This window comes from Marinobacter sp. AL4B, from assembly GCF_019916045.1.
GTDB lineage: Bacteria > Pseudomonadota > Gammaproteobacteria > Pseudomonadales > Oleiphilaceae > Marinobacter.
In genome coordinates this window covers 602638-628363 of sequence record NZ_JAILWZ010000013.1, presented here as the reverse complement: position 1 = coordinate 628363, position 25726 = coordinate 602638, and the positions used below count along the sequence as shown (strand labels likewise).

The window sequence follows — 25726 nt, the reverse complement described above, 5'->3', positions numbered from 1 at the left end:
AAGCAGGGAACCCGCCTGCTTCGGTTACTCGTTATCGGCCGACGCCTGAATTGGCACCGAAAGCCAGAACAGGGCGCCGGCTTCTTCCTCCGACTCATATCCGATCTCGCCCCCCATCGCATTCATGAGCTGCTTGGTGATCGCAAGGCCCAGACCTGTGCCTTCCTTCGCACGGGCTGATGAGCCGTCTGCCTGGGCAAACTTCTCGAAAATACGGTTTCGAAAGCTTTCGGGAACGCCAGAACCTTTGTCTGAAACTTCAACCACGGCCTTATCCCCTGCTCGGCGGATTTCGATTGTGACCGCCTCGTGGGCGGGCGAGAACTTTACGGCATTGGATAGCAAATTGGCGACGGCCTGTTGAAGGCGTTGTGGATCTATGTTTGCTTCAAGGCCTGGGGAAGTTTCTTTCAGACGTAACTGAACGTGTTTCTGATTTGCGTACGACTGAATGTGTTCGACGGCCGTTGAGACGACCTTAGTGATGGGATGCTGCTCCATAACCAACAACATATTTCCACTGATCAGCTTTTCGATATCCAGCAGGTCGTCGATGAGCGCCCGGAGCTGATCAGCGTTACGGTGGGTGATGTTCAGCATTTGCCGGGTTTTTTCAGAGATGTCCCCCGTGACACCCCCAAGAATCAAGCCTAAAGAACCCGCAATAGACGTGAGTGGCGTGCGCAGCTCGTGACTTACGGTGGATACGAACTGATTTTTCATTTCTTCGTTTTTCCGCCGTTCATCGATATCGACGAGATAGCCGTGCCATAAGATACTGCCTTCGGGTAGTTTCTCCGGGTTGGCTTTACCCTCAACCCAGCGCCAGCGGCCTTCTTCCGACACCATAATGCGATATTGCGCTTCCCAAGGCTCCAGAGAAGCGGCAGATTGTTCGATGGATTCGGCTACCCGGGGAAGATCGTCCGGATGTATGCGCTCAAAGGCCGGAGTTGCATCTTCAAGAACGTCGTCAGCCGATAAGCCGAAGAGAGCTTCAATACCTTCGCTGGTATAGGGGAAGCTGGCATGGCGATCGGGCCACAGCCGGTACTGGTACAGCATGCCCGGGGCGTTGGAGACCAGCTTATCGAGCGTCTCGGCCTGTTCTTGTTGCTGGATAATGTCCGCAACCCAGCGGGCTAGCAGACTGACGAAGGTTTTTTCTGTTTCCGAAAAGCCCGGTAGCCGAGGTGCGGTTGACGAAAAGTTCAGAGTGCCCACGGCCTCGCCGTTAACCCATATGGGAGCAGCTAAATAGCTTTCCAATCCGAACATTTTGTAACAGGGCAAGTCACGATAGGGCGACTTTGCCATGTGGTCGATGGCTAATACATCGGGCTGATTCATTAAAATGGCGCAGTAGGTTTGTGCCAGAGGCAACGTCAAACCGTTTTCCAGTGAGGGTGCTTGCCGCTCGTGGTGCCAAAGTATGGTGTAAGCTTCGCCTTCGATTTTGCTGACGATGGCGGTATCGATATTCAGATACTGGCAGGCGATGGCCAAGGCGCGCTCAATGCGATTGCCAATTTTGCCACTCGTATCCAGGGCGATGTCATTGAGGATGTTAAGAGCGCGAGTTCGATCCGCGTAGTAGCTGTTGAGTTCCTGATACCGGAACTCCCGCTCGATGATATCCGCGAAGTCTCGTAACGCTTGCTGTTCCTCTTCGGAAAAGGTCCGTGGCCGGCGGTCAATCAGGCACAAGGTACCCAAGCGGTAACCTTCAAGGTCGGTTAAGGGTGCTCCAGCGTAGAAGCGTATGTCGGGCGGGCCGGTGACCAAGGGGTTGTCGGCGAAGCGTTCATCGGTGAGGGCGTTTTCCACGACAAAAAGGTTGCTGCCGAGGATGGCATGGCCACAGAATGAAACGTTTCTTGCAGTTTCCCTCGCATCCAGGCCATAACAGGATTTGAACCATTGCCGGTCTGAATCAATCAGAGAAACCAAACATATCGGCACGTCGAATAGCTCTGCGGCGAGGCGGGTAACCCGATCAAAACGCTCCTCGGGCGGCGTGTCCAGTAATTGGGTCGTGCGAAGCGCAGCGAGCCGACTGGCTTCGTTGGTTGGGAAGTCAGGCGTTTTCATGAAGGCTTCCTTGCATACAAGGTGATGTTGGCAGCTCAAGCCAGAAGTGGGCGCCGTGATTATAAAAGTAGCCCACTTTACCGCTCATGAGGTCTGCCAGTTCTTTGCAGATAGCCAGCCCTAGCCCCGTGCCCGATTTCGCCCGAGAGGATCCGACCTCGGCCTGCGCAAATCTCTGGAACAAACTGGGCACAAAATGCTCGGGAACACCGTCGCCTTGATCGCTAACGGTGATGCGGATATAACCCGTTTGGACGGCCTCAGCCTTTACTGTAATCAACCCGTCTTTGGGTGAGTACTTAATGGCGTTGCTGATGAAGTTATTGAGGATTTGCCGCAATCGTTCAGGATCGGCACAGGCCGCTACGCTCTCCGAGTGTTTGCTGGCCAGCCGAACGCCGTACTGATTTGCCATCGCTTGGTTGTTTTCGCAGGCTTTTTGTATGGTTTCGCCCAAATGAACTGTGGTGGCGTTGATCCTCAGTTTGCCAGATATTGCTTTGTCAAAGTCCAGCAGATCCGTGATCAGTGCTTGTAGGTGCTCGCCATTGCGAAGGGCCACCTTGATTAAGGGGGTGGCCTTGTCGGGAAGCTGGCCGGTCGCTCCGGAGTTCAGTAGCTTCAAAGAGCCGTTGATAGATGTGAGCGGGGTGCGAAGTTCATGGCTGACGTTGGATACAAACTGGTTTTTGAGATTATCCAACGCTTCCTTTTCGTCCATTAAGGCGTTGAAAGCGTTGGCCAAATTTCGGGTTTCGGTTGTGCCCGCGATACTCAGGCGGGTGTTGCGTGCGTTGCCTGTGGTCATTTCGTGGATTTTTTCAGACATGCTGCTGAGGCTATGGGTGGCCGCGCGGGTCAAAAGGTAGGTAAAAAACAGCAGCGGGACCATGACCGCCAGGCTGGCCCAAAGGAAAGTCTTAAACCACGCCTTGGCAGGTTGTGTCGCCTGAGCGTAAGGGGCTGCGCTAAGAAATAGCCATCCGAGCCGGTCAAGATGTTGGGTTGCGTACACCCAGTGCTCACCGGAACCGTCGGTGACAACGCCAGCATTGACACCCGATAAGGCTGCATCAACGAGTATGTCTTCACCCGGCGGTGGTAAGTCCGGGGCAGGCGTTCCCGGTTGTAATGCATCTACTTGAATGAAATGCCCGGTATCCAGCACTTTCAGCAACGTTCCGGGTTCGGTGTTGAGGTTGTCAGGAAGGATGCCCTTTTGCGCCAGATTGATTGTGCCGCCCGCTAGCCCTAACAAATCGCCGTCGTCGCTCCGTATTGGTGCCAGAAACGAGAGCAAGGGCAACCCCGTTCGTCTGCCAATGATCGGGCGGCTGACAATGGGAGTGTTGGCAGCCATAGCCCGTTTGAAATGGGGGCGATCTGCATAGGAGGTCCCAATCCGGTTCGGTACGTAACGGTTTTCGGCAATCGCTATGCCGTTATTGTTAAAGATAAGTAAATCGCCGTGGAACAAGTTTTCCAGCCCCGGCTGTCGCGCCATGGCGAACGTGAGTTGGTCCATCGAAAGCAGGTCTTCGCCATCGGTCAGAGTACTGGCAAAAGCGCCCAGGGAATTCAGCCGAATGGAGAGTTCTCCATTGACTCGACTGGCCATTGAATTGGCCTGAAGTGCTTGCCTTTCGCTCACAACCTCTTCGAAATCGTGAAGTAATCGGCCGTACGCTACAAACAAGATCAGACAAACACTGAAAATGATGCTCAGGCTGGTAATCAGGACAACACGGGTGCCAAGGTTTAGTGTTTTCAAGGAAGACTCTTATGGTTGTGGTCGTAATGATGAAAACATGCTTACATAAGGTGAGGATAGTGGATTTCTTCTGCTGAATGAACTGGTGAGGAAGTGCTTTGACCACCGCAGCCCATGATCAACTTCAGAAACGCCTGAAACTGTTGCAGGATCGTTTTGTCGAGCGTGCCCAGACTGACGTCGAAACGTTGGGCCGTTTTGCCCGGCAAATCGAGCAACAACAGTTAAGCCGTCTAGAGTTGGTGGAATGCTACCAGTTGCTGCATCGTATGGCAGGGTCTGCAGGCACGTTTGGGCTTCCAGAGCTTGGCGTAGCGGCACGCTCGATCGAGAATCAGCTCAAGCCGGTCGTTGAAGCCAGAGCCAAGCAGGCGAACGGACAGGGTGATCCTGTAGCTTTGCCCGCAGACGTTGCCATGCAGATCCATGAACTGACGGCGTTAGTGCAAAAGGGCGTTGATCAAACGAAGCCGAAATCGACGGATAAGCACGCTCATCAATCGGTAGATGCCTATGAAGGCTCTCACGGCATGCAAGTTCAGGTGATGGGGCTGACCCATGATACCGGTTATTTGTTGAATTTGATGGCTGATTTGCAGGGGTATGGATTTGCCTGTGAGTTGGTGTCATTGAGTGACTCAGAAGCGGCAATTGAAAGCCTTAAACAGTGTTCGGGTGCCACCATTTTGCTGTGTCAGGATTCTGAGCTGGATGACGTACTCGGCTTTCGTGCGGACCATATTGAAAAGAACGAATTTCGCCGCTTTCCGGTGGTGGGCATTGGTCGTCAAAATACCTTTGAAAGTCTTTATCACGTTGCTGAGCTGGGCGCGACGGCGTATTTCAGTGAGCCTCTGGATATGCCAGCACTGGCGGAACGAATTGAGTCGCTGGCGCTGGAGCGAGGGTCCCGTCCTCAGGGGCGAGTGCTGATTGTTGATGATGATAAGGAACTGGGTGAGCGCTATTGTTTGGTGCTGAACAACGCTGGGATGAAAACCAAGCTGGTTTCTGATCCCAGGAAGATGATGTCTGATTTGTCGGCGTTTGAACCAGATATCGTTTTGATGGATGTCCAGTTACGAGCGCATTCTGGGGTGACTCTGGCCCGAATGATACGGTACGAGCCCCGTTGGTTGGGATTGCCGATTGTGTATTTGTCATCGGAAGATAACCCGGAAATCCAGCTTGATGCGCTGGCCAAGGGGGCCGATGAATTCCTGGTAAAGCCGGTCACCGACGAGTATCTGGTTCGTTCTGTTCGTATTCGCTGCTACCGCGCCCGCCAATTGTCTGATTTGATGAACCGCGACAGTTTGACCGGATTGCTAAAACATTCGTTGATCAAGCAGGAAGTGGAGCGTGAACTGGCCCGCTGCCGCCGTTCCAGTCATTTATCCTGCGTGGTGATGCTGGATCTGGATCACTTTAAAAAGGTAAATGACACTTGGGGGCATGGGCAGGGGGACATCGTAATTCGAACCTTGGCGCATCTGCTGCGTAACCGGCTTAGAGAGTCCGATACCATCGGGCGCTACGGCGGCGAAGAATTTCTGGTAGTGCTATCTGATTGCGCGATTGAGCAAGCCGCTGAGCTGATCGACGATATCCGGTCCAGATTCTCGGAACTGGTGTTTACGGTGGGCGAAGACAGTTTTCAGGTGACCATGAGCGCGGGTATTGCCGCGATTAATAATTTCCCATTGGCCAGCGAGGCGATTGAAGCGGCAGATCAGGCGCTTTATGAGCGTAAGCAGGCAGGGCGTAATGGTGTGTCCGTTTATAAGCGCCAAGACGAAAATCAGGATGATTGAGGAGTAGACCATTGAAGGCCTTGGTACTGGAAGACGATGAGCTTGTGGGTGAGCTGGTTGAGTCGATTGTCGCTGGCTTGAGCGGTGTTCAGCAAGTCACACTGGCACGGTCGCTGACAGAAGCCATGAGGCGTGTTGCCGAAGAATCGTATGGGCTGTATCTGGTGGATTGGGAGTTACCAGATGGGTCTGGTCTGGAGCTGGTGAAGCAAATACGGCGATCCGATTCGGTGGTGCCGGTGGTTATTGTATCCGGGCGTTCGGACCGCGAGTCCGTGATTAAAGCAGCGCATTATGGCATCAGCGGGTATATCACCAAACCGCTGGATATCGAGCTACTGCATCAACGGTTGACGGATCTCATCCCCACACACGGTATTGAACGTGCCTCCGTGCATGAGTTCATGGCCAAGTCTTCGAATTCGGTGGTTCAACTGCCGACCGAACTTGACCCGGCCGAGATCATCGAACTGATTGGCCGGGTCGATACGTTATCCGCCTCGGAACTGGCGGAGCGCTGGCGTGAGCAGATTGGTTTGACGGCCCGCATTCTGGATGTGGCTAATAGCAGTTCGTTCAGGCGGACGGGTAAACCGGTTGAGTCTCTTAGAGTTGCCATCGGAAGTATCGGTGTTCCCATGGCCCTGAACCAGGCGCTAGCCCTTGCGCTAGATGTGACAGCCAAGCTGACGCACCCCGAACTGAAAACGATCGCAGACCGATACCAGGATATCTCGCTTCGGGTTTCTCGGGAAGCGAATCAACTTGCTCTCCGTATTGGGAAAGCGTCCACGATGTATCGAAGTGCCGGGGTGTTGAGTCGGTTGGGTGAAATGGCGGTGCTCAAAGTGCTGAATCAGTTTGACGCGGCTGGCGGAACCCTTGCCGAGGCAGAGATTGAGCAGTGTTTGGTACGCTGGTCTGAGGAGTACGGCAACCGCCTGAAAGTGCACTGGAAGTTCCCGTTAGGTTTGAGGGAGTTGATCGGGGCCGTGCATTTTTTATCGTCCGACAACCATCGGGAGGGGCCGATCATTATGCGGGCTGCCGCGTTGATTGCCGAAAACCGTCAAAATGAGAAAGAGTGCCAGCGTTTATTGCGCCAACTTGGTTTGGATGCAACGGAGCTTGCCAAGGAGGCGCCGAGTGATGTCGTATGAGGGAAACGATTTGAACAAAGTGTTATACGTGGAAGATGATGCCGACATTCGAGCCATCGCGGAGTTGGCGTTGCAGGACGTGGGAGGTTTTTCCGCCAGGCTTTGTAGTTCCGGCGCGGAAGCCGTTGAGGCTGCGCCGGATTTTCAGCCGGATTTGATCCTTTTGGATGTGATGATGCCGGAAATGGACGGCCCCGAGACCTTGAAGGCATTGCGCAAGATTGAGGCAACTCAAACGACGCCGGTTATTTTCATGACTGCCCGGATCCAGCGAACGGAGATTGATGAATATCTGTCGCTGGGGGCGCTGGGGGTTATCCCGAAACCGTTTGACCCGATGACGTTGGCCGATGAAATACGGCGAATATACCAAGAGCTTGCCTGAGCCTTGTTTGGATCATTGTCTCAGGTGCGAACAACGGCATTTTGAGATAGGCTGTCCGCTTTAAAATACGCGTACGAGTTAACGAGGATCGCATGTCATCGCCGGACGAATTGAAAGCCAAACTCAATCTGGAAACCTCTCGGATTCATTGGCATGAACTACAGACGTATTACGCCCGGGGCCACGTTGTACGTGTAGAGTCAGAGCTGGATCTTCTCGACGTGGCGGCGCAGCTTACTGCGGATAACAAGGCGCAGTTTGAACAATGGTTGGCCCGCAGTTTGGTCGGCGATGTGTCGCCGGATCTTGCCCGCGCTTGGTACGAAAAAAACAGCGAGCTCTGGGCCGTTGTGGTTGCACCTTGGGTACTGGTTCAGGATCGCTCCGCGAGCAAACTCCACTAAGTTTTTTCTCCGACGGCAGGCATTCGTCTGCCGGCTTTCTCTTTGATACCTTTTTTCAGAGGCTGTTATGCTGACCGGCGCTTTGCTGATTCTGGCCCCGTTGTTTTTGGGCTTTGCGTTCGCCCTTTCCAATCGCCGCCTGATGACGGTGATTCATTATCTGGTTGAAGGTTTGGTGTACTTCATTCTGGTGTTGTTGGGACTCGGTTTGGGACAAATGGAAGGATTGCTTTCGCATTTGGGCACAATGGCTTATCAGGTCTCCGGGTTGGTGGTTGCGATGCTGGTAGCGAACCTCGCGGCGCTTTGGTTATTTCACTACTTTTTGCCGTTAGACATCGGGCCCACGGGCGAAAGTGCAAAACCGAGCTATCGGCGGTTGTTTATGGCCGGCCTGAAACCCCTATTGGCAGTGGTTGTGGGGGGCTTTCTGGGCTATCTCTGGTTTTCCGAGCTGCCCATGGTTGAAGATGTTGCCACTTGGGCGTTGATGCTGCTGTTGTTTTTGATTGGGCTTCAGCTTCGTAATGCCGGCTTGTCGTTGCGCAAGCTGTTGATGAACCGTCAGGGATTGGGGATCGCGCTGACGATGGGGGCGAGTTCGCTGATTGCAGGGCTGGCCCTCACGCCTTGGTTGGATGTTTCCTGGAATCAAGCACTGGCGATTGCTTCGGGGTTTGGTTGGTACTCTTTATCCGGCATCATGATCGGTGATGCCATGGGGCCAGCGTGGGGCGGAGTTGCGTTTCTGAACGATGTTCTGCGCGAAATTATTGCTCTGGCATTGATTCCGGTGGTGATCAGCGCTCGACCCGCCATGGCGATCGGATACGGAGGCGCAACGTCCATGGACTTTACCCTGCCTGTGATTCGCAGCAGCGGTGGCCTGGCGTGCGTGCCGGTCGCCATTGCCTCGGGCTTTCTGCTGTCGTTCCTGTCGCCCGTGCTGATGGGAGTGTTTTTATCTCTGGGTTAGTAGCTTAAGAATTTACCCACATTGATCTTGTATAAGCCGGGGTCAACCGCTCGTTTAATCCGGTCCTGATTGCCCGGTTTGGCAAGATCAACGTCGGTAACGGTAATGGGGCCCCGGAATTTGGTGTGGTACATAACCCGTACCACCGGCAACCGTAAATCGTCCTCGTTGGTCTCGGTCACCACGCCCAACCGTCCGCTTTCCAGTAATACCAGTGATCCTACCGGGTACAAGCCTACACAGTGAATGAATTCCTGAACCAGAGTGCTGTCGAGGTGGGAACCACTCCACTCCAGCAACTTTTTCAAGCCTTGAGTCGGGGTCATGCCTTTGTGGTAAACGCGATCGGCGGTGATGGCATCATAAACATCCGCTATGGCCACCATGCGCCCGTAGATCGAGATCTCATCACCCTTCAGACCTTCTGGGTAACCGGTGCCATCTACGCGTTCATGATGCTGGGCCGCAGTAATAACGGTGAGCTCACCGATGCCTTCGGTTGCAAGAAGGATGTCCCGGGATTGGCGGGCATGGAGCTTCATTACTTCGAACTCTTCTGCCGTTAGTCTGCCCGCTTTGTGGAGTATATCGTCTGGCGTCAGGATCTTACCGAGATCGTGAAGCAGGGCACCCACCACGGTTTGGTGCAGAACATCCGCGGAGAGCTTTCGGTATTGCCCAAACAGAGTCATTAAGACACTGAGATTAACGGAGTGTTCTAGTAGGTAATTGTCTTTGTCGCGAATACGTCCCAGGCAACCCAATGCGTTGGGATTTCGGATCACGGAATTTTGCAGGTCGTCGGCGAGTTTGTGGATGGCCACAACATCCACGGCACCGCCGATTTTGACGTTGCCCATAAAACTGTCCACCAGCCCTTGCGCCTGAGTATGGATGCCTTGAGCGGTTTCCATTTCTTGTTCGAGGGAGACTTTGGCGGAAGTGCCGGGTTTATGACCGCCAACGCTTTGCAGGGTTTCCTCATTGCGAGCGTCTACTTCTGAAGCGGTTTCGTAATCTTGGGTATCCCGGCCTTTTTCAGCATCGATATAGACAAACTGCACGCCCATGGCACGAATTTTGTTGATGGTTGCTTCGTTGCGAATGACGCCGCGCTTTCTCTGGGTGTTATGGGGTATCCAGTCGTTGTTCAGGTCGGTGATGAACATCCCGACCTTTAGCGCGGCGACAGGAATGCGTTTGATCATCGCCCGGGAAAAAACGTTCTCAGGCTGTTCTGATAGGTTTGAACGATTACATCTTCGAGTGCCAAGTCTTTCACCTCCGCGATTTTTTCAGCGACAAACGGCAAATAAAACGGTGCGTTCTCCTTGCCACGATAAGGCACCGGGGTCAAAAACGGAGCATCTGTTTCAAGAAGAATCTGGCTTATCGGCGTCATACGAACGATGTCCCTGACGTTCTCAGCTTTGTTGAACGTGGTAATACCATTAAAGCCCAAGTTCCAGCCTTGATCCAATGCGTATTGAGCTAAACCCGGGCCGGATGTGAAACTGTGGATCACACCGCGGCGTTTAAGAGAAGTTTCAAACTCTTTTAGAATCTCGATGGTTTCGTCATCGGCCTCACGGCTGTGGATCACCACGGGCCGATCATTGTCACAGGCAATTTGAAGCTGACGGCGAAACACATCCCGTTGGGTGGCCCTGTCGGCTTTGTCGTAAAAGTAGTCCAGACCGATTTCGCCCACGGCAACGATCTTCTCGTCCTGCGCATGGGTACGTATTTCTGCCTCTATCCGATCGTTGTATGTTTCGGCTTCATGGGGGTGGATGCCTTGCGTGCCATACAGCCAGTCTTTCGTCTGGCTGAGTTCTCTGACGGCCGCAAGATTGTCAGGGGATACGGCGATGGTGATCACTTTTTCGATGTTCACCTGCCGGCTTTGTTCGAGAGTCTCTTCCAGAGGGCGATCTTTCAGATAATCCAGATGGCAATGAGTCTCGATGATTGGGTGGTCAAATACGGGAATTTCGCGACGTTTTTTGCTCATGTCCGGTGTCCTGACTCCATCTCGGAAGTTGAGTGGGTGTTCTGCTGAGGGCGACTATGGTCGAGTTTACCAGTTTGCACCGAGTGAAGAGAGTAGGGCGATAATTCAGAAGCTGTAATTAGGGGAAGAACAGCATGCATATTGTGATTGTGGGAGGCGGTGTAATTGGCATAACGACAGCCAGGGAACTGGTGCGGCGGGGCCATCAGGTAACGGTTCTGGAACGCCACGGGCTGCCCGGAAATGAAACCAGTAAAGGTAATGCGGCACAGCGTTCCTACGGCGTAGTTTATCCCTGGGCCGATCCGTCAATGGTGTTCAAGGCGTTGCCTTGGCTGTTGAAAACCGATGGCCCTCTGAAGATGCGCATGCCACCCTCGCTGGCGGCTACACGGTTTATGCTGGCGACGCTTCGTTATGCTTGGTCGCCCGGGTTGTTCGGGCTAAACAAGCGGGCTATGTTGAAGTTGGGTGCTTATAGCCGCGAGCGCTTTTTGGCGCTGGAGCAAGAGCACGAACTGGCGTTTGACGGTGCCCATGATGGATTAGTGCATTTGGCTAGCACACCAGACGCGTTGGATGAATTGCGCAAGACCCATGCGTTTCTCAACGAGGTAGGCATCCCGTCGCATTTGCTTTCCCCGCAAGAAGTTCGCGACGTGGAACCCGGCATGACCGGCGATGGGCCCCTATACGGTGCGATACGGTATGAAACCGATGGCACCGGTGATTGCCATTTGTTCTCTCGAGCGCTTGCCCAAGTGTGCGAAGAGCTGGGTGTGAACTTCCGTTATGAGGTGGAGGTAGAGGCTCTGTTGGCCGATCACCAGCGGGTTAATGCGGTGCAGTTCCGTACCGCGAACGGTCAACCTGAACGCCTGGAAGCAGATGCGGTGGTGGTGGCAGCCGGTTGTTGGTCACCGGAGTTGGTGAAGCCGTTGGGGCTAACGCTACCAATTTATCCGATTAAGGGATACAGCATTACCGTACCGCTGAACAATCCGGACAAAGCACCCACAGCGACGGTTCATGATGATAACTTCAAAGTGGTTTCAACGCGGCTGGGCAATCGTTTGAGAGCGACGGGGTTTGTTGAGCTGGCCGATTTCAATCGAGACATTCCCGAGACCAGAATTGCCACGATCAAAAAGTCGGTGCAGTCCCGTTACCCCGGTTGTGCTGATCTGGATACGGCTGAAACCTGGACTGGTTTCCGTCCGATGACACCAGACGGCCCTGCCATTATTGGGAAGGGGCCCCGCGAAAACCTGTACTTGAACACCGGCCACGGGACTTTTGGCTGGACACTGGCTGCTGGCAGCGCCGCGGTGATTGCCCAAGTTATTGACGGTGAAGAGCCCGCGGTGTCGCTGGATGCGTTCCGCCCGGGTCGCTTCGCTGGAGGGCTATAAGATCTCCGCATCGTTCTTCTCGCGGTGGCAGTCAGTCAATGATTGGCTGCTTCGCCATGAAACTTTGTGGCGGCCGGTGCCGTTTATCGAGCCGAAGCCTGACTGGTGCGAACAGTATCCGGATCTGGCGACTTGGTTGGGTCAGCTTTCAGACGCAGAATGCGACTCATGGGATGGGCATTTCTCAGAGTTTGCGCAGGAGGTCGCCCGTTTTGTGCCGGCCATGTCGGTTTATGACACGTTAGTGACTCTACCGGTATTGTCTGGCCATGATCGCGGCCCGCATGTGGCTTTAAGGGAAGTCCAAGCAGTGGATATGCCGGGCCGAAAGCGGCTGCAAGCCGGAGCCTTCGCGGCTTCCGTTATGCCTTTGCACGGCCGCGTGCTGGATTGGTGCTGTGGCAAAGGCCATTTGGCTCGTACTATGGTGGCGCAAGGGGCGGAGGCCGTGTTCGGCTTTGAGTGGGACGCGGAGTTGGTGCAAGACGGCAATCGCCTTGCGAGGAAATACGGTGACCCTGTGCGCGTGGTGCAGCAGGATGTTATGGCTGGAGCGTTGCATTGGCCCGCTATTGATCATGGGGCTGCGTTGCACGCGTGTGGTGATCTGCACCGGCAGTTTTTGCGCGCAGGCAGCGAAGCAGGGCTGGCGCGATTGAGTGTGTCGCCTTGCTGCTACCATTTGGGTGGACGGGGGGCTTACCGTTTGCTTTCGCAGCAGGCCCTGCATTCTGAGAATGCGCTTTGTATGGAACGGTCGGGACTTCGTTTGGCTGTGCAAGAGACGGTGACAGCCCCGGCTAGAGAGCGTGCTCAGGCGGCGCGGGTGCGCGCTTGGCGGTTGGGCTTCGATGCGCTGCAACGAAGTGTGTCTGCAGACGGGCAGTATTTGCCTGTGCCGTCGCACCCTTCGCGATTGAACACCGGCAGTTTCGAAGCGTTTTGTCAGTGGGCGGCGGACAAGAAAAGAGTGTCGTTACCCGCAGACATTGATTGGTCATACTGGCTGGCGGTTGGGCAGAAACGGTCCCGACAGGTTCGCCGGCATGAGTTGCTTCGGCATCTGTTTCGACGACCGCTCGAGCTGTGGTTGGTATTCGACTATGCGGTGTATCTGGAAGAGCAGGGGTATCAGGTTAATCTGGGAACGTTCTGTGAGCGCTCATTAACGCCCCGAAATTTGCTGCTGGATGCCGCTCACGCTAGCAAATGAGAAATAGCAGAAATAAAGAAGGCGCCCGAGGGCGCCTTCTTTGGTATGACCGAATCAAAGTGTCTTAGCGGAGCACTTGGATGCGGGCTTCTACACGACGGTTCTGGGCACGGCCAGCAGAGGTGTCGTTTGTGGCAATCGGTTCAACTTCACCATAACCAACGGCTCTGACGCGATCGGCATCAACGCCCAGCGCGGATACCAGACGATCAGCGACGGCTTCAGCGCGACGCTGAGACAGGAAGCGGTTGTACTCGGCTTTACCGGTGTTATCGGTGTGGCCGGCAATCTCAACGGTCGTACCCGAATGCTCTTCCATGAAATCAGCAACTTGGCGGATTTCGAGGTCGTATGCATCGTCAATCACCGAGCTGTTGAGCGGGAATTGAACACGCAGGTTGATGGTTTCGATGGTGTCGGTAACACCTTCACAACCGTTTTCGTCCACTTCAACGCCAGCCGCGGTATTCGGGCACTGGTCTTTGCTGTTGACCACACCGTCGTTGTCGCTGTCCAGCTCACAGCCGCGGCTGTTCACTTGAGCGCCAGCAGGGGTGTTCGGGCACTGGTCTTTGCTGTTGACCACGCCATCGTTGTCGCTGTCTAGCTCACAACCGTTGCTGTCTACCTGGACACCTGCCGGAGTATTTGGACACTGGTCGCGGGTATCAGGTACACCATCGTTATCAGCGTCGGCTGGAGCCGGTTCCGCAGTCGTGCGATGGAACGCGAAGCTCAAACCCAGAGATGCCATGGTGTCGAAGGTGCTTTCATCGATACCGTGGAATTCGCGAAGGTCGGCACGCAGAGAAATCATGTCGCTGATGTTGTAACGAACACCCGCACCCACGTTGACTCGGGTTTCGTCGTGATCGGTACCCGGAGTACGGAGACCTGCTGGGCCTGAACCGAAGTCAGCGTGGCCGGCACCTGCAGAAACGTACGGGTTCCAGGCTTTGTCCTGGCCGGCGAAGTAGTAAAGACCATCCACACGGATTTCATCGAACTCGGATTCGCCTGAAGCGTACTTGCGGTCTACGTCGGCACGCGAGTACACAGCTTCTACAGCCCAATGCGGACGGAAACGGTATTCAATACCCACACCGTAGGTGTCGCTTTCACTCAGATCGCGTTTGTCACCGAAGTACTGGTAACCGGCGAACGGGTTCAGGTAGATGGTCTCCTGGCTTTCGGCCAGAGCGGGAGCTGTAAGGGTTGTAGCAAGGGCAGCCAGGGCCACCGGACGCATGAATTTCATGCGGAACCTCCTGTTTCGTTTTTTTGAGTCCGACTATTATTCGGATATTTCGATACCTGCACAGATACCTTTAGTCCACTAAAGAATAGGGCAGCCGTCACAAAAACACAAAAATATTACCGTGTTAACGTCTTCGGATTTCTACCGATAGTGCAGTTACGTACTCGCCGAGAAGTACAGGTGCGCACTCTTTTTACTGAAGTTCAGAGTGTCCGAATTGTCAAAGCAGACCTCGAACGAGCTCTCGTCTTCACTGATCACTTCTCCGGCGCCGAATACCGTATGGGTAATACGTCGGTGATGCCATACCGGTTCCATTAAATCGGAGTCATGATCTGGTTTGGCGCCCTCCAACGTTAAGCCTGCGCGCGTCGCGTATCGGGTACTGACGGTGGTTGTGGCGCAGCTCAAGGACAAGGAACCTGCAGGCGAAGAAGGGGACCCATCAAGGTGCGACCCCAGCTCGCGTGACAGCTCATAGCAGAGTTCCGAGACGAATCGGCTGGGTCCCTGATCGCCATCCAGGTGGGGCCGCTGACTGGGCGGGCGAGTGATCAGGTGCAAGGCTCGCCGGGCGCGGGTCATACCGACGTATAACAGTCGCCGTTCACTCTCCAACAGAGCTTGAGCGTTGTCCTGCGGTCGCGGGCTGTAGGGCAGGTACTTTTCTTGTAAACCGGGAATAATTACCACCGGCCATTCCAACCCTTTGGTGCGATGGATCGTGGACAGCAGCACGCCTTTGTCGGCATTTGTGCCGGCCTGTTGTTTCAGGGCTTTGAGATGATCCAGCGCGCCCCCGGCATCGGTGTCCAGACTCTTCAAATAATCCCGAAAGCCCTGGATGGTGTCGATGCGTTCTTCGGCACTGTCGTGGGTCAGTGCCAGGCTTCGGATGCCGTCATACAAGTCGGTGTACTCGGCGTAGACTCGAATCACGCCGGCCACCGGCCCTTGGTAACTCTTTAGCTGGGCCAGAACTTCGCCGAGTTTGCGCAGTTTTCGGGCAGGCATCGGTTGCAGGGCATCAAAGTCCATCGCCAGCAGACGTTCGTGCCAGAGTTCGCTGAATCCTGCCAAAAACTGGGCAAGATTTTCCAGTTCTGGTTCTTTGAGGCCGGCGTGAGGGAAACGCAATATTTGTCGGGCTATGTCTAACCGGTCGGCATCGGGAAGCTGTTTGATGCGGCCACTGACCACCATCAACAATGCGGTCATTGCCTGCACTTCTCGACTAAACAGGGCACCTTTACCAGCGTCTATCCGATAGGGAACCTGTCGGGCCAACAGCTTCAGCTCAATCGGAACACTCTGGCTCCAAACCCGTAGCAGCACGGCGGTCTGGTCGTTTTCGTCCTGACTTTGGGTTTGCAGAATTTTCAGCACCTGATCGCCATCGTTTTCCGCACGGTGCAATTCGGTTTGGGTCGCCGCAGTGGACGGATGCGAATGGCACAGCACGTCTTTCCGGCCAGTGTTATGGCAGATCAGGTGGTTGGCGAGTAGCGCAACCTGATGGCCGTAGCGGAACGTAAAACTCAGGGTTTGCTCGAGTGGGCTTTCGAATTCGTCACTGAATCGGCGCAAGATGAATTCTGGCTTGGCGCCGCGGAATTCGTAAATGGTCTGGTCGGGATCGCCGACCACGGTCACCCTGGCCCGATCGCCCGCCACGTAGCGCAACAGCAGGTGCTGGATTTCGTTGGTGTCCTGATATTCGTCCACCAAAATCAGGTCCATTTTGTTGCCTACCAGTCGCTGTAGTGGCGGGTTCTGATGGATGGCCATGACCGGTTCGTAAATCATGTCGGCGTAGCTGATTCGGCCTTGGCTTTTGCGCCATTGTTCGAAGCTGTGGAACAGGTCGATCAGGTATTTGTGCTTGTCTGAGTAACCCAGTTCTTCGAAGACGATTTCGGCGGGTGATAAGCAGGTTTTTACCAGGTCGATGAAGCCAGTGGCGGTTTCGACATAGTCTTTTTTGTTGCGGCGGATCTCGTCGGCCAGATCTTCGGGAGCCAGCCTGCGGGTGAGCATCCAGGCTTGGTAGCCGATTTCTTGTTCGGTCAGTATTTTGTCCGAAAAGTTCGGTAGGTAACCTTCCCGCACGAAGCGTTTGTAAAGTCGGTAGCCCATGGCGTGGTAGGTGCGAATTTCCGGTGGTGCTAATCCGGATTGATCGCAGACTTGGTGGAGTTTGCGTTCAAAGTCGACCCGGGCGCTGCGGTTGAACATGAGTACCAGCATGCGGTTGGGGTCGTGGCCTTGGGCCAGTAGGTAGCGGATGCGCCAGGCCAGGGTGGAGGTTTTTCCGCTGCCAGCGACGGCGGTGATCACCGAGTGTTCGTAACCGGCGGTGATGATGTTCCGCTGTTCGTCGGTGAGGTAATCCGGGAGGAAGCTGGTGTCGGGTGTTTGGGGATTGGTTGGCATGGTGGGTATTGTACTTGGCAACTGGCAGTGGGGGTAGTTGGGCTCCATAATGGTTGTCTTTACGGTCATACCTTGTGCTCTACGCCCGCACCTTGTCGGGAACTACCTTCCAAAACACGCTCCTTCGGCACGTCCATGTGACGCTTGAGCTCCGCCATCCATGGCTGCGCACAGTTTTGGAAGGTAGTCTCCGACAAGGTACTGCTTTGGATTGGCCTTGAGCTTCGTATTCTCTTGGAGTCTGTTTTTGACGATGAAATCTGTTTCTAAAAGGAACTGGCAAGCGCTTGCCGGCAGCTTGCGGGCTGCCGGTGAACGCCGTCTGGTGCTGGTGGAAGGTGAACCGGAGTGGTGTCGCTCATGGGTGTCTGGTTGCTTAGAAACGCTGGATACTTCTCAGGCGCTATGGGTGGGGCGTGCCGAGGATGCGGAGTTGGCCGGTGTGACCGGTATTGCGTCGAAGCAGTTCAAGCGCTGGCTAGGGCGAGAAACCTCCGTTTTGGTTTGGGACGGTTGGCAGGGGAATCCGCCGGACGGTTTGGCGGCGTTGCCGGGGACCTTGCAGGCGGGTGGTTTGTTGTTCTGGCTGATGCCGCCATTGGAGGATTGGGTCACGTTTAAGGATCCGGATTATGTGCGTACGGGGCTGGAGCAAGCTGAGCAGCATGCGTTTGCGGCGCGTATGGCCGGTGTTTTGGCGGCAGATTCGGATGTGATTCGGGTTCGGCAAGGTCATGAAGAGGTGCCGGTTTTGCCTCTGGCGGAATTTGGCCGGTCAGTTTTTGCGCCAACTACAACGCCGGAGCAGGCGCAGCTGGTTTCGCAGTTGGTGCGGTTTGGTTTGGGTCGGCGGCGTCGGCCGTTGGTGGTGACGGCGGACCGTGGGCGAGGGAAGTCTGCGGCGTTGGGTATGGCAGCGGCGGAGTTGTTGTTGGCAGGGCGGCAGCGGGTGTTGGTGACATCGCCTTCGGTGGACAATTTAACGAGTTTTTTCCGGCATGCGGCCGAGCGGTTGGGTGAGCGGCTGGTGGAGCGTCGCGATGATGCGTTGGTGATGGAAGGCGGGTCGTCTATTCGGTATCTGTCGGTGCAGGATTTGTTGGCCGACAAACCCGACGCCGAGGTGGTGATGGTGGACGAGGCTGCCGGTGTGCCAGCGCATTGGTTGCGGGAAGTTCTTCTTGGATGGCCGCGGGTGGCGTTTGCCAGCACGGTGCATGGTTACGAAGGGACGGGCCGGGGTTTTGCCATTCGGTTTCGGCAGGTGTTGGACCGGGAAACGCCGCATTGGCAGTCGGTTCATGTGACAGAGCCGGTGCGCTGGGCGGATGGTGATCCGCTGGAAAGGCTGGTTTCGGCGTTATTTTTGTTGTCGGCGGATAGCCCGAAGGGGGGGCGCCCGTCTGAAGATGACGTGGTGCTTGAACGCTGGTACCCGGCAAGGGCCAACGAGCAGGTGCTTTCTGAAGCCTTCGGATTACTGGTGGATGCTCATTACCGGACCACACCGGCGGATCTCCGGCAGTGGCTAGATGATACGGGTGCGCAAAGTTGGCGTGCTGTCGTCAACGGGGTAACGGTGGGCGTGCTGTGGGCTTCGGTGGAAGGCGGCTTGGCGCCGGAGTTGGCGGAGCAGGTGGCGCAAGGGGTTCGCAGGCCTCGTGGTCATCTGCTGGCTCAATCGTTGGCGACGCATGGCGGTTTTCCGGAAGCGGCAGTGCAGCGTACGCTCAGGATCGTGCGGGTGGCGGTTTCCGAGGAGTGTCGTCAGCTAGGTATTGGTAAACAGTTGGTGGCTCAGGCTGAACGAGCCTGCGTGGAACAAGAATTAGATGGTTTGGGCACCAGTTTTGGTGGCGAGCCGGGGTTGCTGGCGTTCTGGCAGGCTTGCGGTCTGCGAGTGGTGCGTTTGGGGTTGCGACAGGAATCCAGCACCGGCGAGTTTCCGTTGCAAATGCTGTGTGGTGTGTCTGAATTCGGGCAGCAACTGGAGCAGAGCCTATGCGATCGGTTTGCCCTTCACTGGCCGGTGCTAGTGCCTCGACACTGGGCCGAGTTGGCCCCCGAGTTGCTTGCGGCTGTGGCTGCCAGTTTCCCGGCGGCGGTTCGACTGGATGCCGATGACCGCCGGGATCTGATGAACTTTTCCGAAGGATGCCGAGGTTTCGAGTTAACGTTGCCGGTATTGCGACAGCTGGAACAGTGCGCAGGAGTGGTGGCTTGGTTGGTAAATTTTCCGGACTTTCCTTTGTGGTGTCGGGTGGTCACTCAGGGTTGGTCTTGGAATGCGGTTCGGTATGCAGGCTTTTGCTCCGGGCAGAAAGAGGGTGAGACACGGCTGCGAAAGCTGGTGGGTGAACTTCTGAAAAATGGACCCGAGTTGTGATCAGTTCGATTTAAATGGTGCTGGTTGCCGCTCAAAATAGCCGAACGTTAATCAGGGATTCAGAGCGATGATCATGGACGTGGGGAAGTGCTTCTGGGGTTTAGTTGTGCTGCTGTTGGTTGGCTGTGGCTCGATGGACACGAAGCCGGATCCGATAGCAAGCGAACACTCCAGTACGTTGATGAATGCGGTGGCGGCCAGTAACGACCTTGAGGTGCTTAACCTGCTGATACAAGGTGTGAATCCGAACCCGACAACCGCCGCAGGCGAATCTGCCTTAATGGTAGCCGCAGCAAATGGTAATCGGCGAATCGTGCGGTTGCTGTTGGCGGCGGGCGCTGATGTGAATGGTGAGGACTCCGCCGGTTATACCCCCGTGATCCATGCGTCTGAAAGTGGCCATTTGTCGGTGGTGCGGGCGTTGTTGGCGGCAGGTGCGAATGTGAACGTCAGTCAGGACGGCGAGTCATTGTTGATGAAAGTGGTGGGCAGTGGGAATCTTCTGACCGCCGAAATGCTGCTAGCCGCCGGTGCCGAGGTGAATTACCGAAGCGATGACGGCCGCACAGCGTTGGACCTGGCTCGTGCCCGGAACAATCGCGATCTGGAAATGCTATTGATTCATGCAGGTGCCACCCGGTAACACCCGCAAACTTGGTTACTCCAGCGCCATGGGATCGGTTTGGTCGTCCCATTCGGGTTGGAAGTGTTGTTCCACAACCTCCGTAGGCACTTCCGCCACCGACGGGTAGCTCCACACGGGCGTTTGGTCTTTGTCTACCATTAAGGCTCGAATGCCTTCGGCTAAGTCAGGGCGCCGGACACATTCCAGTGCCATGGCCAGCTCCATTCGAAACACATCTTTAAGCGACATCTGCTGTCCCTTCTGCAGCTGATGCCAAATGAGCCAGGCGGTAACCGGAGATCCGTTACGCAAGGACTGGATGCAGCCTTGCCACCACGGGTCGTTATTGTCGCTGCCAAGCAGTTGTTCAACCACGGCGGGGAGTTCGGTACCGGCGGTGAGTTTAGCAATGTGCTGTTCGTGTTGCTCCAGATGGCCCGGCGGCAATGCCCGATAATCCACAGCTTCCACTTGGTTTAGCAAACGGAACAGGCGGTTATCGTCGGCCGCGGGCTCTCCTCGCCAATACTCTTCCTGGAGCTTTTGCAGTAATACGTCGATGTGATCGGGTTCTATGATCATATCGGCCAGCCCCACTCGCAGAGCGTCGGCAGCGTTCAGGTGCGCACCGGTCAGGCCCATGAACAAACCGAGTCGGCCCGGCAGGCGGTTGAGAAACCAGCTGGCGCCAACGTCAGGGAAAAGGCCAATACTGATTTCCGGCATGGCCAAGGTGACATCGGGTGTCACCAGGCGGTAGCGGCAGCCCGACATTAGCCCCATGCCGCCGCCCATAACAATGCCGTGAACCAAGCCGACCACGGGTTTAGGGAAGCGGTGCAGGCTGTAATTCAGCCGGTATTCCTGTGTAAAAAATCGTTCGGTGGCGTCGCTGTTGCCGTCGGCGCGTATGTTTTCGTAGAGGGCGCGGATATTACCACCGGCGCAGAAGGCGCGGTCGCCACTGCCGCGCAAAATGACCAAACAAATGCGGCTGTCGTCTGCCCAACGGTCAAGCGCGCTCTGTGCCTGCACGACCATCTCTTCGGTGAGGGCGTTGAGAGTTTTCGGCGAATTCAGGGTCAGTAGGCCGATGTGGCCTTCCCGGCAGGCGAGTTCCTGGACCTCTACTGGCATGAGCGCTGTCTCCGATAATCGGCAGGTGATTCAACTGATGAGTTTTTGTGGTGTGTTCTTACTTTGGCATCGTATGTTCAGGAGTAAAAGGACATTATGATGCTTTCAATGTCCTTGATCTATCGCATTTGTAGCTCACAAGGGTTGTGCTATAAGTAACTTCTAGATTTGGATCGGCGTTGAGCCGGCTATAAAACCTAAAAGATGAGAGGGTTATCCCTATGAATATGAAACACTTCGCAGTTGCTGGTTTGTTCGCGTTGGGGGCCTTGGCCCCGGCCGCTTCTATGGCAGCAGGCGATGCCGCTGCTGGTAAGGCAAAAGCGGCGGTTTGTGCAGCCTGTCACGGCCAGAACGGTGTTGCTCAGATTCCAATTTATCCTAACCTGGCGGGCCAGAACGAACAGTATCTGGTCGCTGCTTTGAAAGCCTACAAGGCCGGACAGCGCCAAGGTGGCCAAGCGCCCGTAATGCAAGGACAGGCATCAAGCTTGAGCGATGCGGACATTGCCAACCTGGCCGCCTACTTCGCCAGCCTGCCGGCCGGCGGAAAGTAAGCTCCGGCTTGGAAGTCAGTTGTCAGTGGTGCGGCTTAAACCGCGCCACTGACAATTCGATAGCAGGGTTTGTAAGCGGATGAACTGGGCAGCTTCATTCGGTTTTGTTCGATAAACTGCGCCAGCATTTCCTCTAGCGGTTCGATCAGTGCCGGATCCCCCGCAATCTCGAATGGCCCCTTCTCCTGAATTTTCCGAATACCACTTTCCTTCACGTTCCCCGCAACGATTCCGCTAAATGCTTTGCGCAAGTTGGCGGCAACCATGTGCGGCGGTTGGTCCCGGTGAAGCTCTAGCGCCCGCATGTTGTCGTGATCGGGCTCAAACGGCAGCTGGAACACCGGATCGATTTTCAGCATCCAGTTGAAATAGTAAGCATCCTGCATGGCGCGGCGGAAGGTTTCCACGTCCTTCATGCCTTGGCTCATGGTCTGTGCCACTTTTTCCGGATCATCAATAATGATGCTGTATTTGCTGGCGGCTTCATCGCCCAGAGCATCGCGGATGAAACGGTCGATCATCTCGAAATACTCGGCATTCTCCTGAAGGCCTGTGAACACCACCGGGAAGGGCAGGTCGGCATTGTCCGGATGCAGCAGTATGCCTAGCAGATAGAGAATTTCTTCCGCCGTACCTACGCCGCCTGGGAAAACGATGACACCGTGGCCAGCCCGAACAAAGGCTTCCAGGCGTTTTTCGATATCTGGCATGATCACCAGTTCGTTGACGATCGGGTTGGGGGCTTCTGCGCCAATAATCCCCGGTTCTGTGATGCCGATGTAGCGGCCATTTTTGATGCGTTGCTTGGCATGGCCGATAGTGGCGCCCTTCATCGGGCCTTTCATGGCACCTGGACCACAGCCTGTGCAAATGCTTAGCCCGCGCAGACCCAGTTGGTGCCCCACTTCTTTACTGTATTGATACTCGTTGTGACTGATGGAGTGCCCGCCCCAGCAGACGACAATGTCCGGTTGCCGACCGGCTTCTAGGACACGCGCATTCCGGAGGATGTGAAACACCAGATTGGTGAGGTCTTCCGGGTTGTCTTTGCGGAAGCCTTCAACAAAGTTGGGAAGGGAATGGCTGTAAACAATATCTCGCAGTACCGAAAACAGATGCTCCCGGTTGGCTCGCAGCATTTCGCCGTCCACGAAGGCGTGGGCGGGGGCGTTAACCAACTCCAGTTTTAAACCTCTGGGTTGAGGCACAAGATGCACCTCGAAATCCGCGTGGGTTTCCATTAACTCTTTGCAGTCGTCCGTTTCTACACCGGTGTTCAAGACCGCTAGCGCGCATTGACGGAATAATCGATACAGACCTCCTTCGCTCTTGTCCTTGAGACGGGCGACCTCGTGGCTGGACAAGATCTCGAGGCTGCCTTCCGGTGAAACCAGTGCATTCATGGTGGATTCTGTCATCGTTTGGAGAGCTCCTGAGTGTTTCGGCTATGACTGATTTTGATCATAACGGTCTTAAGGTTACACTAAGCACTTTCCCGCTAATTCGCTACCCGACGTTTCTCCAACCGACGTCTCTATCTATTTGAAGTCCTTATCTTATGAAATTGCTGATTCGCCCTGCCTCTGAAGTCGCCATCAAGAGTAAACCCGTTCGTAAGCAGCAAATGCGTCATTTGCGGCAGAACATCCGAAAAATACTGTCGCGGCTGGATTCTGATATCCGGGTGGATGGCAGCTGGGACCGAATCGATGTGGATGTACCAGAAGAGCGCGGCTTGGCCAGCCCGGTGATTGATGAGCTGGTTCGGATTCCGGGCATCTCTACCATCCAGGAAATCGGTGTATTCCCGTTTGTGGATATTCAGGATGTGGCTGACAAAGCCATTTCGGCTTTCGCTGATCGCTTGGATGGTAAGAGCTTTGTGGTAAGGGCCCGGCGAATCGGCAATCACGATTTCCGCTCGATTGATCTTGAGCGTTTGGTGGGTGGTATGCTTCTGCAGGCCACCAATGCTCGCGGCGTTGATTTAAAAAATCCTCAGATCGAAGTGCGCATTGAGGTTAAAGACGATCAGTTCCATATAGCCCATCGCCGCCACGAGGGTGCTGGCGGTTACCCGATCGGGGCCGTTGAGACCGTGATGACGCTGATCTCGGGTGGCTACGATTCCTCGGTTGCGGCCTACCTGATGATGCGCCGGGGCATGCGCAGCCACTTTCTGTTCTTCAATCTCGGAGGCGCTGCTCACGAGGTTGGCGTTCGTCAGGTCAGCCATTACCTGTGGGACCGATACGCCTCTTCGCACAACGTGAAGTTCATCTCTGTGCCTTTTGAAGGGGTGGTGGCGGAGATCATGCGCACGGTGAACCACCGTCATTGGGGCGTGGTCCTAAAGCGTATGATGCTGAAAGCCGCAGCTGAGATTGGCCAGTACTACAACGTGGGCGGTTTGGTGATGGGCGATGCGGTGGCGCAGGTGTCCAGTCAGACGTTGACCAACCTGAACGTGGTTGACCGAGCCAGCGACGAAGTGGTGCTACGCCCGCTGATCGCCATGGACAAGCAAGACATCATTCGCATTGCGAGGGACATCGGCACCGAGCCATTTTCCCGTACCATGCCGGAATATTGCGGTGTGATTTCCAGCCGGCCGGTGACCCGTGCCAAGTTGCACCGGGTTGAGGAAGAAGAAGAGAAAATGAATCCGGAGGTTCTGGCCAAGGCTATTGAGGACCGTACGGATGTGATGGTTAACCAATTGCTCGACAGCGTGGTGACGCCGGAAGAGGTCGAACTGGTGGAAACGCCGTCTGTAGGCGATGTCATTATCGATATCCGTCATCCTTCCGAGGAAGAGCGGGCGCCGCTGTCTTTGACCAGTAATGATGTGTTGAAGATTCCTTTCTATGAAATCAACCAGAAGTTAGCGGATCTTCCGACGGATAGTCAGTACCTGCTGTATTGCGATCGCGGCACCATGAGCCGTATGCACGCCGGCCATTTGAAGGCCGACGGGCACGCCAATGTGAAGGTCTACACGCCCTCGCGCTAAACGCTGAGTCCCTGGACGAATTGCTGGACATTCTCTTTGAGAGTGTCCAGATCATACCCCCCTTCCTGAATGACCAACGTCGGTAGCCCCAGCTGTCGTATATGGGTGCTGAGCCGGCAAAAGCCTTCTGAGCTAACGGACACTTTTGCCTGTGGGTCGTCTTTGTAGATATCAAAACCCAGCGTCAGAATCAGCACATCCGGCTGGTACAGGCGGATAGCGGCGAGCGCGTCTTGCAGCTTGGCAAAGAAATCATCCTCGCTGGAGCCGTGTGGCATGGGCAGATTGATGTTATAGCCCAGGCCATCGCCTTCGCCCCGCTCGTCTTCAAAGCCTGTCACTACGGGATAGAAATTGGTTGGGTCACCGTGGATGGATATATAAAGCACGTCACTGCGGTCGTAAAAAATCTCCTGAATGCCCTGACCGTGGTGCATGTCGGTATCCAGAATGACCGTCCGTGGAAAGCGGCTTTTCAGATGTTCTGCCGCAATCGCTGCATTGTTCAGATAGCAGAATCCGCCAGCCGCGTCTTTGCGAGCGTGATGTCCCGGTGGCCGGCACACCGCATAAGCCGCGCGCTCGCCCGTCATCAACGTATCGGCAGCGCCGAGTGCGGTTTGCGCCGACCAGTACGCGGCCTCCCAGGTGTTTGCGCCAATCGGGCAACTGCCGTCGGCTAGATAGCGGGCAGCCTCTGCCAGAACGCCGCGCAAAGCATTGGGGGAGCGTACAAAAATGTTGGAGATGACTTCGTCGCCCCAATCATCCATTTCCTGCCAGCGGCGGTGAGCCGACTCCAGAAACCGCAGATAGCCTAAATCGTGCACCCGGGAAATTGAAGCCATGCCCTGGTCCGCCGGCTGAAGCACGGGTATACCCAATTCCTTCAAGCCTTCCAGCATTTGCACGGTTCGATCCGGCACCTCCTGGGGCTGGCGCATTTGCCCCCGCGTAAAATACGTCTTCGGAATGTGTAGATCCTGCGAGGGATGGAAAAATGCTTTCATGTCCGGCCTCCTTGGTTAACTCCTTCGAGTATAGGCTCGAACTCGGTGGCGTCAAAAACGCACTGGT

General features: G+C 55.3%; 20 protein-coding genes. 11 read left to right on the top strand and 9 right to left on the bottom strand.

What is annotated here, in order from left to right:
• Window positions 1-24 precede the first annotated feature (24 nt).
• The gene (locus tag K5L82_RS13235) at window positions 25-2091 is read right to left on the bottom strand and encodes a GAF domain-containing protein (RefSeq protein WP_223134459.1); all 2067 of its coding nucleotides are present in this window, start codon (window positions 2089-2091) and stop codon (window positions 25-27) included.
• Window positions 2078-3862: a sensor histidine kinase gene (locus tag K5L82_RS13230; protein ID WP_223134458.1), complete on the bottom strand. Its 1785-nt coding sequence runs from the start codon at window positions 3860-3862 to the stop codon at window positions 2078-2080. The genes K5L82_RS13235 and K5L82_RS13230 overlap by 14 nt, the downstream gene beginning before the upstream one ends.
• A gap of 98 nt (window positions 3863-3960) precedes the next feature.
• Between K5L82_RS13230 and K5L82_RS13225 the strand changes: the two genes are divergently transcribed.
• The 5 genes from K5L82_RS13225 to K5L82_RS13205 all read left to right on the top strand — a co-directional run bounded on the left by K5L82_RS13225 (window position 3961) and on the right by K5L82_RS13205 (window position 8601).
• Window positions 3961-5676, top strand: a complete 1716-nt coding sequence (locus K5L82_RS13225; protein ID WP_223134457.1) for a diguanylate cyclase — start codon at window positions 3961-3963, stop codon at window positions 5674-5676.
• A gap of 11 nt (window positions 5677-5687) precedes the next feature.
• Window positions 5688-6836 (top strand): response regulator, encoded by a 1149-nt coding sequence (locus tag K5L82_RS13220; protein WP_223134456.1) that lies wholly within the window; start codon window positions 5688-5690, stop codon window positions 6834-6836.
• Entirely contained in the window at window positions 6826-7221 is a 396-nt protein-coding gene (locus K5L82_RS13215; protein ID WP_223134455.1) for a response regulator, read from the top strand. Before K5L82_RS13220 ends, K5L82_RS13215 begins: the two co-directional genes overlap by 11 nt.
• Before the next feature lie 92 nt (window positions 7222-7313).
• Window positions 7314-7625: a DUF2288 domain-containing protein gene (locus K5L82_RS13210; protein WP_133007149.1), complete on the top strand. Its 312-nt coding sequence runs from the start codon at window positions 7314-7316 to the stop codon at window positions 7623-7625.
• Window positions 7626-7692: 67 nt separating this feature from the next.
• Complete coding sequence (locus K5L82_RS13205) at window positions 7693-8601, top strand: lysine exporter LysO family protein (RefSeq protein WP_223134454.1); 909 nt, start codon at window positions 7693-7695, stop codon at window positions 8599-8601.
• Here K5L82_RS13205 and K5L82_RS13200 read toward each other — a convergent pair.
• Window positions 8598-9809 carry an HD-GYP domain-containing protein gene (locus tag K5L82_RS13200; RefSeq protein WP_133007151.1) on the bottom strand — a complete coding sequence of 404 codons (1212 nt, stop codon included), beginning with the start codon at window positions 9807-9809 and terminating at the stop codon, window positions 8598-8600. The two genes, K5L82_RS13205 and K5L82_RS13200, sit on opposite strands and share 4 nt — an antisense overlap.
• Window positions 9806-10615, bottom strand: coding sequence for a TatD family hydrolase (locus K5L82_RS13195; RefSeq protein ID WP_133007152.1), 810 nt, complete (start codon window positions 10613-10615; stop codon window positions 9806-9808). Before K5L82_RS13195 ends, K5L82_RS13200 begins: the two co-directional genes overlap by 4 nt.
• Before the next feature lie 134 nt (window positions 10616-10749).
• On the opposite strand from K5L82_RS13195, the gene K5L82_RS13190 reads away from it, so the two are divergent.
• Window positions 10750-12027, top strand: coding sequence for a D-amino acid dehydrogenase (locus K5L82_RS13190; RefSeq protein ID WP_133007153.1), 1278 nt, complete (start codon window positions 10750-10752; stop codon window positions 12025-12027).
• On the top strand, window positions 11990-13240 hold the full coding sequence (locus K5L82_RS13185) for a methyltransferase (RefSeq protein WP_223134453.1): 1251 nt from the start codon (window positions 11990-11992) through the stop codon (window positions 13238-13240). Before K5L82_RS13190 ends, K5L82_RS13185 begins: the two co-directional genes overlap by 38 nt.
• Window positions 13241-13304: 64 nt before the next feature.
• On the opposite strand, the gene K5L82_RS13180 is transcribed toward K5L82_RS13185, so the two are convergent.
• Together K5L82_RS13180 and K5L82_RS13175 are read right to left on the bottom strand one after the other, a co-directional pair.
• Window positions 13305-14498 (bottom strand): OmpA family protein, encoded by a 1194-nt coding sequence (locus K5L82_RS13180; RefSeq protein ID WP_133007155.1) that lies wholly within the window; start codon window positions 14496-14498, stop codon window positions 13305-13307.
• A gap of 156 nt (window positions 14499-14654) precedes the next feature.
• Window positions 14655-16931 carry an ATP-dependent helicase gene (locus tag K5L82_RS13175; protein ID WP_262492717.1) on the bottom strand — a complete coding sequence of 759 codons (2277 nt, stop codon included), beginning with the start codon at window positions 16929-16931 and terminating at the stop codon, window positions 14655-14657.
• Window positions 16932-17184: 253 nt separating this feature from the next.
• Here K5L82_RS13175 and K5L82_RS13170 point away from each other — a divergent pair, with 253 nt between their 5' ends.
• The gene (locus tag K5L82_RS13170) at window positions 17185-19317 is read left to right on the top strand and encodes a tRNA(Met) cytidine acetyltransferase TmcA (protein ID WP_223134934.1); all 2133 of its coding nucleotides are present in this window, start codon (window positions 17185-17187) and stop codon (window positions 19315-19317) included.
• Between the two features lie 67 nt (window positions 19318-19384).
• The gene (locus tag K5L82_RS13165; protein ID WP_223134452.1) at window positions 19385-19960 is read left to right on the top strand and encodes an ankyrin repeat domain-containing protein; all 576 of its coding nucleotides are present in this window, start codon (window positions 19385-19387) and stop codon (window positions 19958-19960) included.
• A gap of 15 nt (window positions 19961-19975) precedes the next feature.
• Here K5L82_RS13165 and K5L82_RS13160 read toward each other — a convergent pair whose 3' ends face one another.
• The gene (locus K5L82_RS13160) at window positions 19976-21079 is read right to left on the bottom strand and encodes an enoyl-CoA hydratase/isomerase family protein (protein ID WP_223134451.1); all 1104 of its coding nucleotides are present in this window, start codon (window positions 21077-21079) and stop codon (window positions 19976-19978) included.
• Between the two features lie 221 nt (window positions 21080-21300).
• On the opposite strand from K5L82_RS13160, the gene K5L82_RS13155 reads away from it, so the two are divergent.
• Window positions 21301-21636, top strand: a complete 336-nt coding sequence (locus tag K5L82_RS13155) for a c-type cytochrome (protein ID WP_223134450.1) — start codon at window positions 21301-21303, stop codon at window positions 21634-21636.
• A 35-nt stretch (window positions 21637-21671) separates the two neighbouring features.
• On the opposite strand, the gene ppnN is transcribed toward K5L82_RS13155, so the two are convergent.
• Window positions 21672-23054 carry a nucleotide 5'-monophosphate nucleosidase PpnN gene (gene ppnN / locus K5L82_RS13150; RefSeq protein ID WP_316933398.1) on the bottom strand — a complete coding sequence of 461 codons (1383 nt, stop codon included), beginning with the start codon at window positions 23052-23054 and terminating at the stop codon, window positions 21672-21674.
• A 140-nt stretch (window positions 23055-23194) separates the two neighbouring features.
• On the opposite strand from ppnN, the gene thiI reads away from it, so the two are divergent.
• A complete protein-coding gene (gene thiI, locus K5L82_RS13145) occupies window positions 23195-24649 on the top strand; it encodes a tRNA uracil 4-sulfurtransferase ThiI (protein ID WP_223134449.1) in 1455 nt (484 codons plus the stop codon).
• Here the strand turns inward: thiI and K5L82_RS13140 are convergent.
• Window positions 24646-25659: a histone deacetylase family protein gene (locus K5L82_RS13140; RefSeq protein WP_133007160.1), complete on the bottom strand. Its 1014-nt coding sequence runs from the start codon at window positions 25657-25659 to the stop codon at window positions 24646-24648. The two genes, thiI and K5L82_RS13140, sit on opposite strands and share 4 nt — an antisense overlap.
• Between the last annotated feature and the right edge of the window lie 67 nt (window positions 25660-25726).

Bases quoted from the DNA above. Each gene is read 5' to 3' on its own strand.
- K5L82_RS13235 (WP_223134459.1), bottom strand. From the start codon at position 2,091: ATGAAAACGCCTGACTTCCCAACCAACGAAGCCAGTCGGCTCGCTGCG.
- K5L82_RS13215 (WP_223134455.1), top strand. From the start codon at position 6,826: ATGTCGTATGAGGGAAACGATTTGAACAAAGTGTTATACGTGGAAGAT.
- K5L82_RS13210 (WP_133007149.1), top strand. From the start codon at position 7,314: ATGTCATCGCCGGACGAATTGAAAGCCAAACTCAATCTGGAAACCTCT.
- K5L82_RS13205 (WP_223134454.1), top strand. From the start codon at position 7,693: ATGCTGACCGGCGCTTTGCTGATTCTGGCCCCGTTGTTTTTGGGCTTT.
- K5L82_RS13200 (WP_133007151.1), bottom strand. From the start codon at position 9,809: ATGATCAAACGCATTCCTGTCGCCGCGCTAAAGGTCGGGATGTTCATC.
- K5L82_RS13195 (WP_133007152.1), bottom strand. From the start codon at position 10,615: ATGAGCAAAAAACGTCGCGAAATTCCCGTATTTGACCACCCAATCATC.
- K5L82_RS13190 (WP_133007153.1), top strand. From the start codon at position 10,750: ATGCATATTGTGATTGTGGGAGGCGGTGTAATTGGCATAACGACAGCC.
- K5L82_RS13185 (WP_223134453.1), top strand. From the start codon at position 11,990: ATGCGTTCCGCCCGGGTCGCTTCGCTGGAGGGCTATAAGATCTCCGCA.
- K5L82_RS13180 (WP_133007155.1), bottom strand. From the start codon at position 14,498: ATGAAATTCATGCGTCCGGTGGCCCTGGCTGCCCTTGCTACAACCCTT.
- K5L82_RS13175 (WP_262492717.1), bottom strand. From the start codon at position 16,931: ATGCCAACCAATCCCCAAACACCCGACACCAGCTTCCTCCCGGATTAC.
- K5L82_RS13170 (WP_223134934.1), top strand. From the start codon at position 17,185: ATGAAATCTGTTTCTAAAAGGAACTGGCAAGCGCTTGCCGGCAGCTTG.
- K5L82_RS13165 (WP_223134452.1), top strand. From the start codon at position 19,385: ATGATCATGGACGTGGGGAAGTGCTTCTGGGGTTTAGTTGTGCTGCTG.
- K5L82_RS13160 (WP_223134451.1), bottom strand. From the start codon at position 21,079: ATGCCAGTAGAGGTCCAGGAACTCGCCTGCCGGGAAGGCCACATCGGC.
- K5L82_RS13155 (WP_223134450.1), top strand. From the start codon at position 21,301: ATGAATATGAAACACTTCGCAGTTGCTGGTTTGTTCGCGTTGGGGGCC.
- ppnN (WP_316933398.1), bottom strand. From the start codon at position 23,054: ATGACAGAATCCACCATGAATGCACTGGTTTCACCGGAAGGCAGCCTC.
- thiI (WP_223134449.1), top strand. From the start codon at position 23,195: ATGAAATTGCTGATTCGCCCTGCCTCTGAAGTCGCCATCAAGAGTAAA.
- K5L82_RS13140 (WP_133007160.1), bottom strand. From the start codon at position 25,659: ATGAAAGCATTTTTCCATCCCTCGCAGGATCTACACATTCCGAAGACG.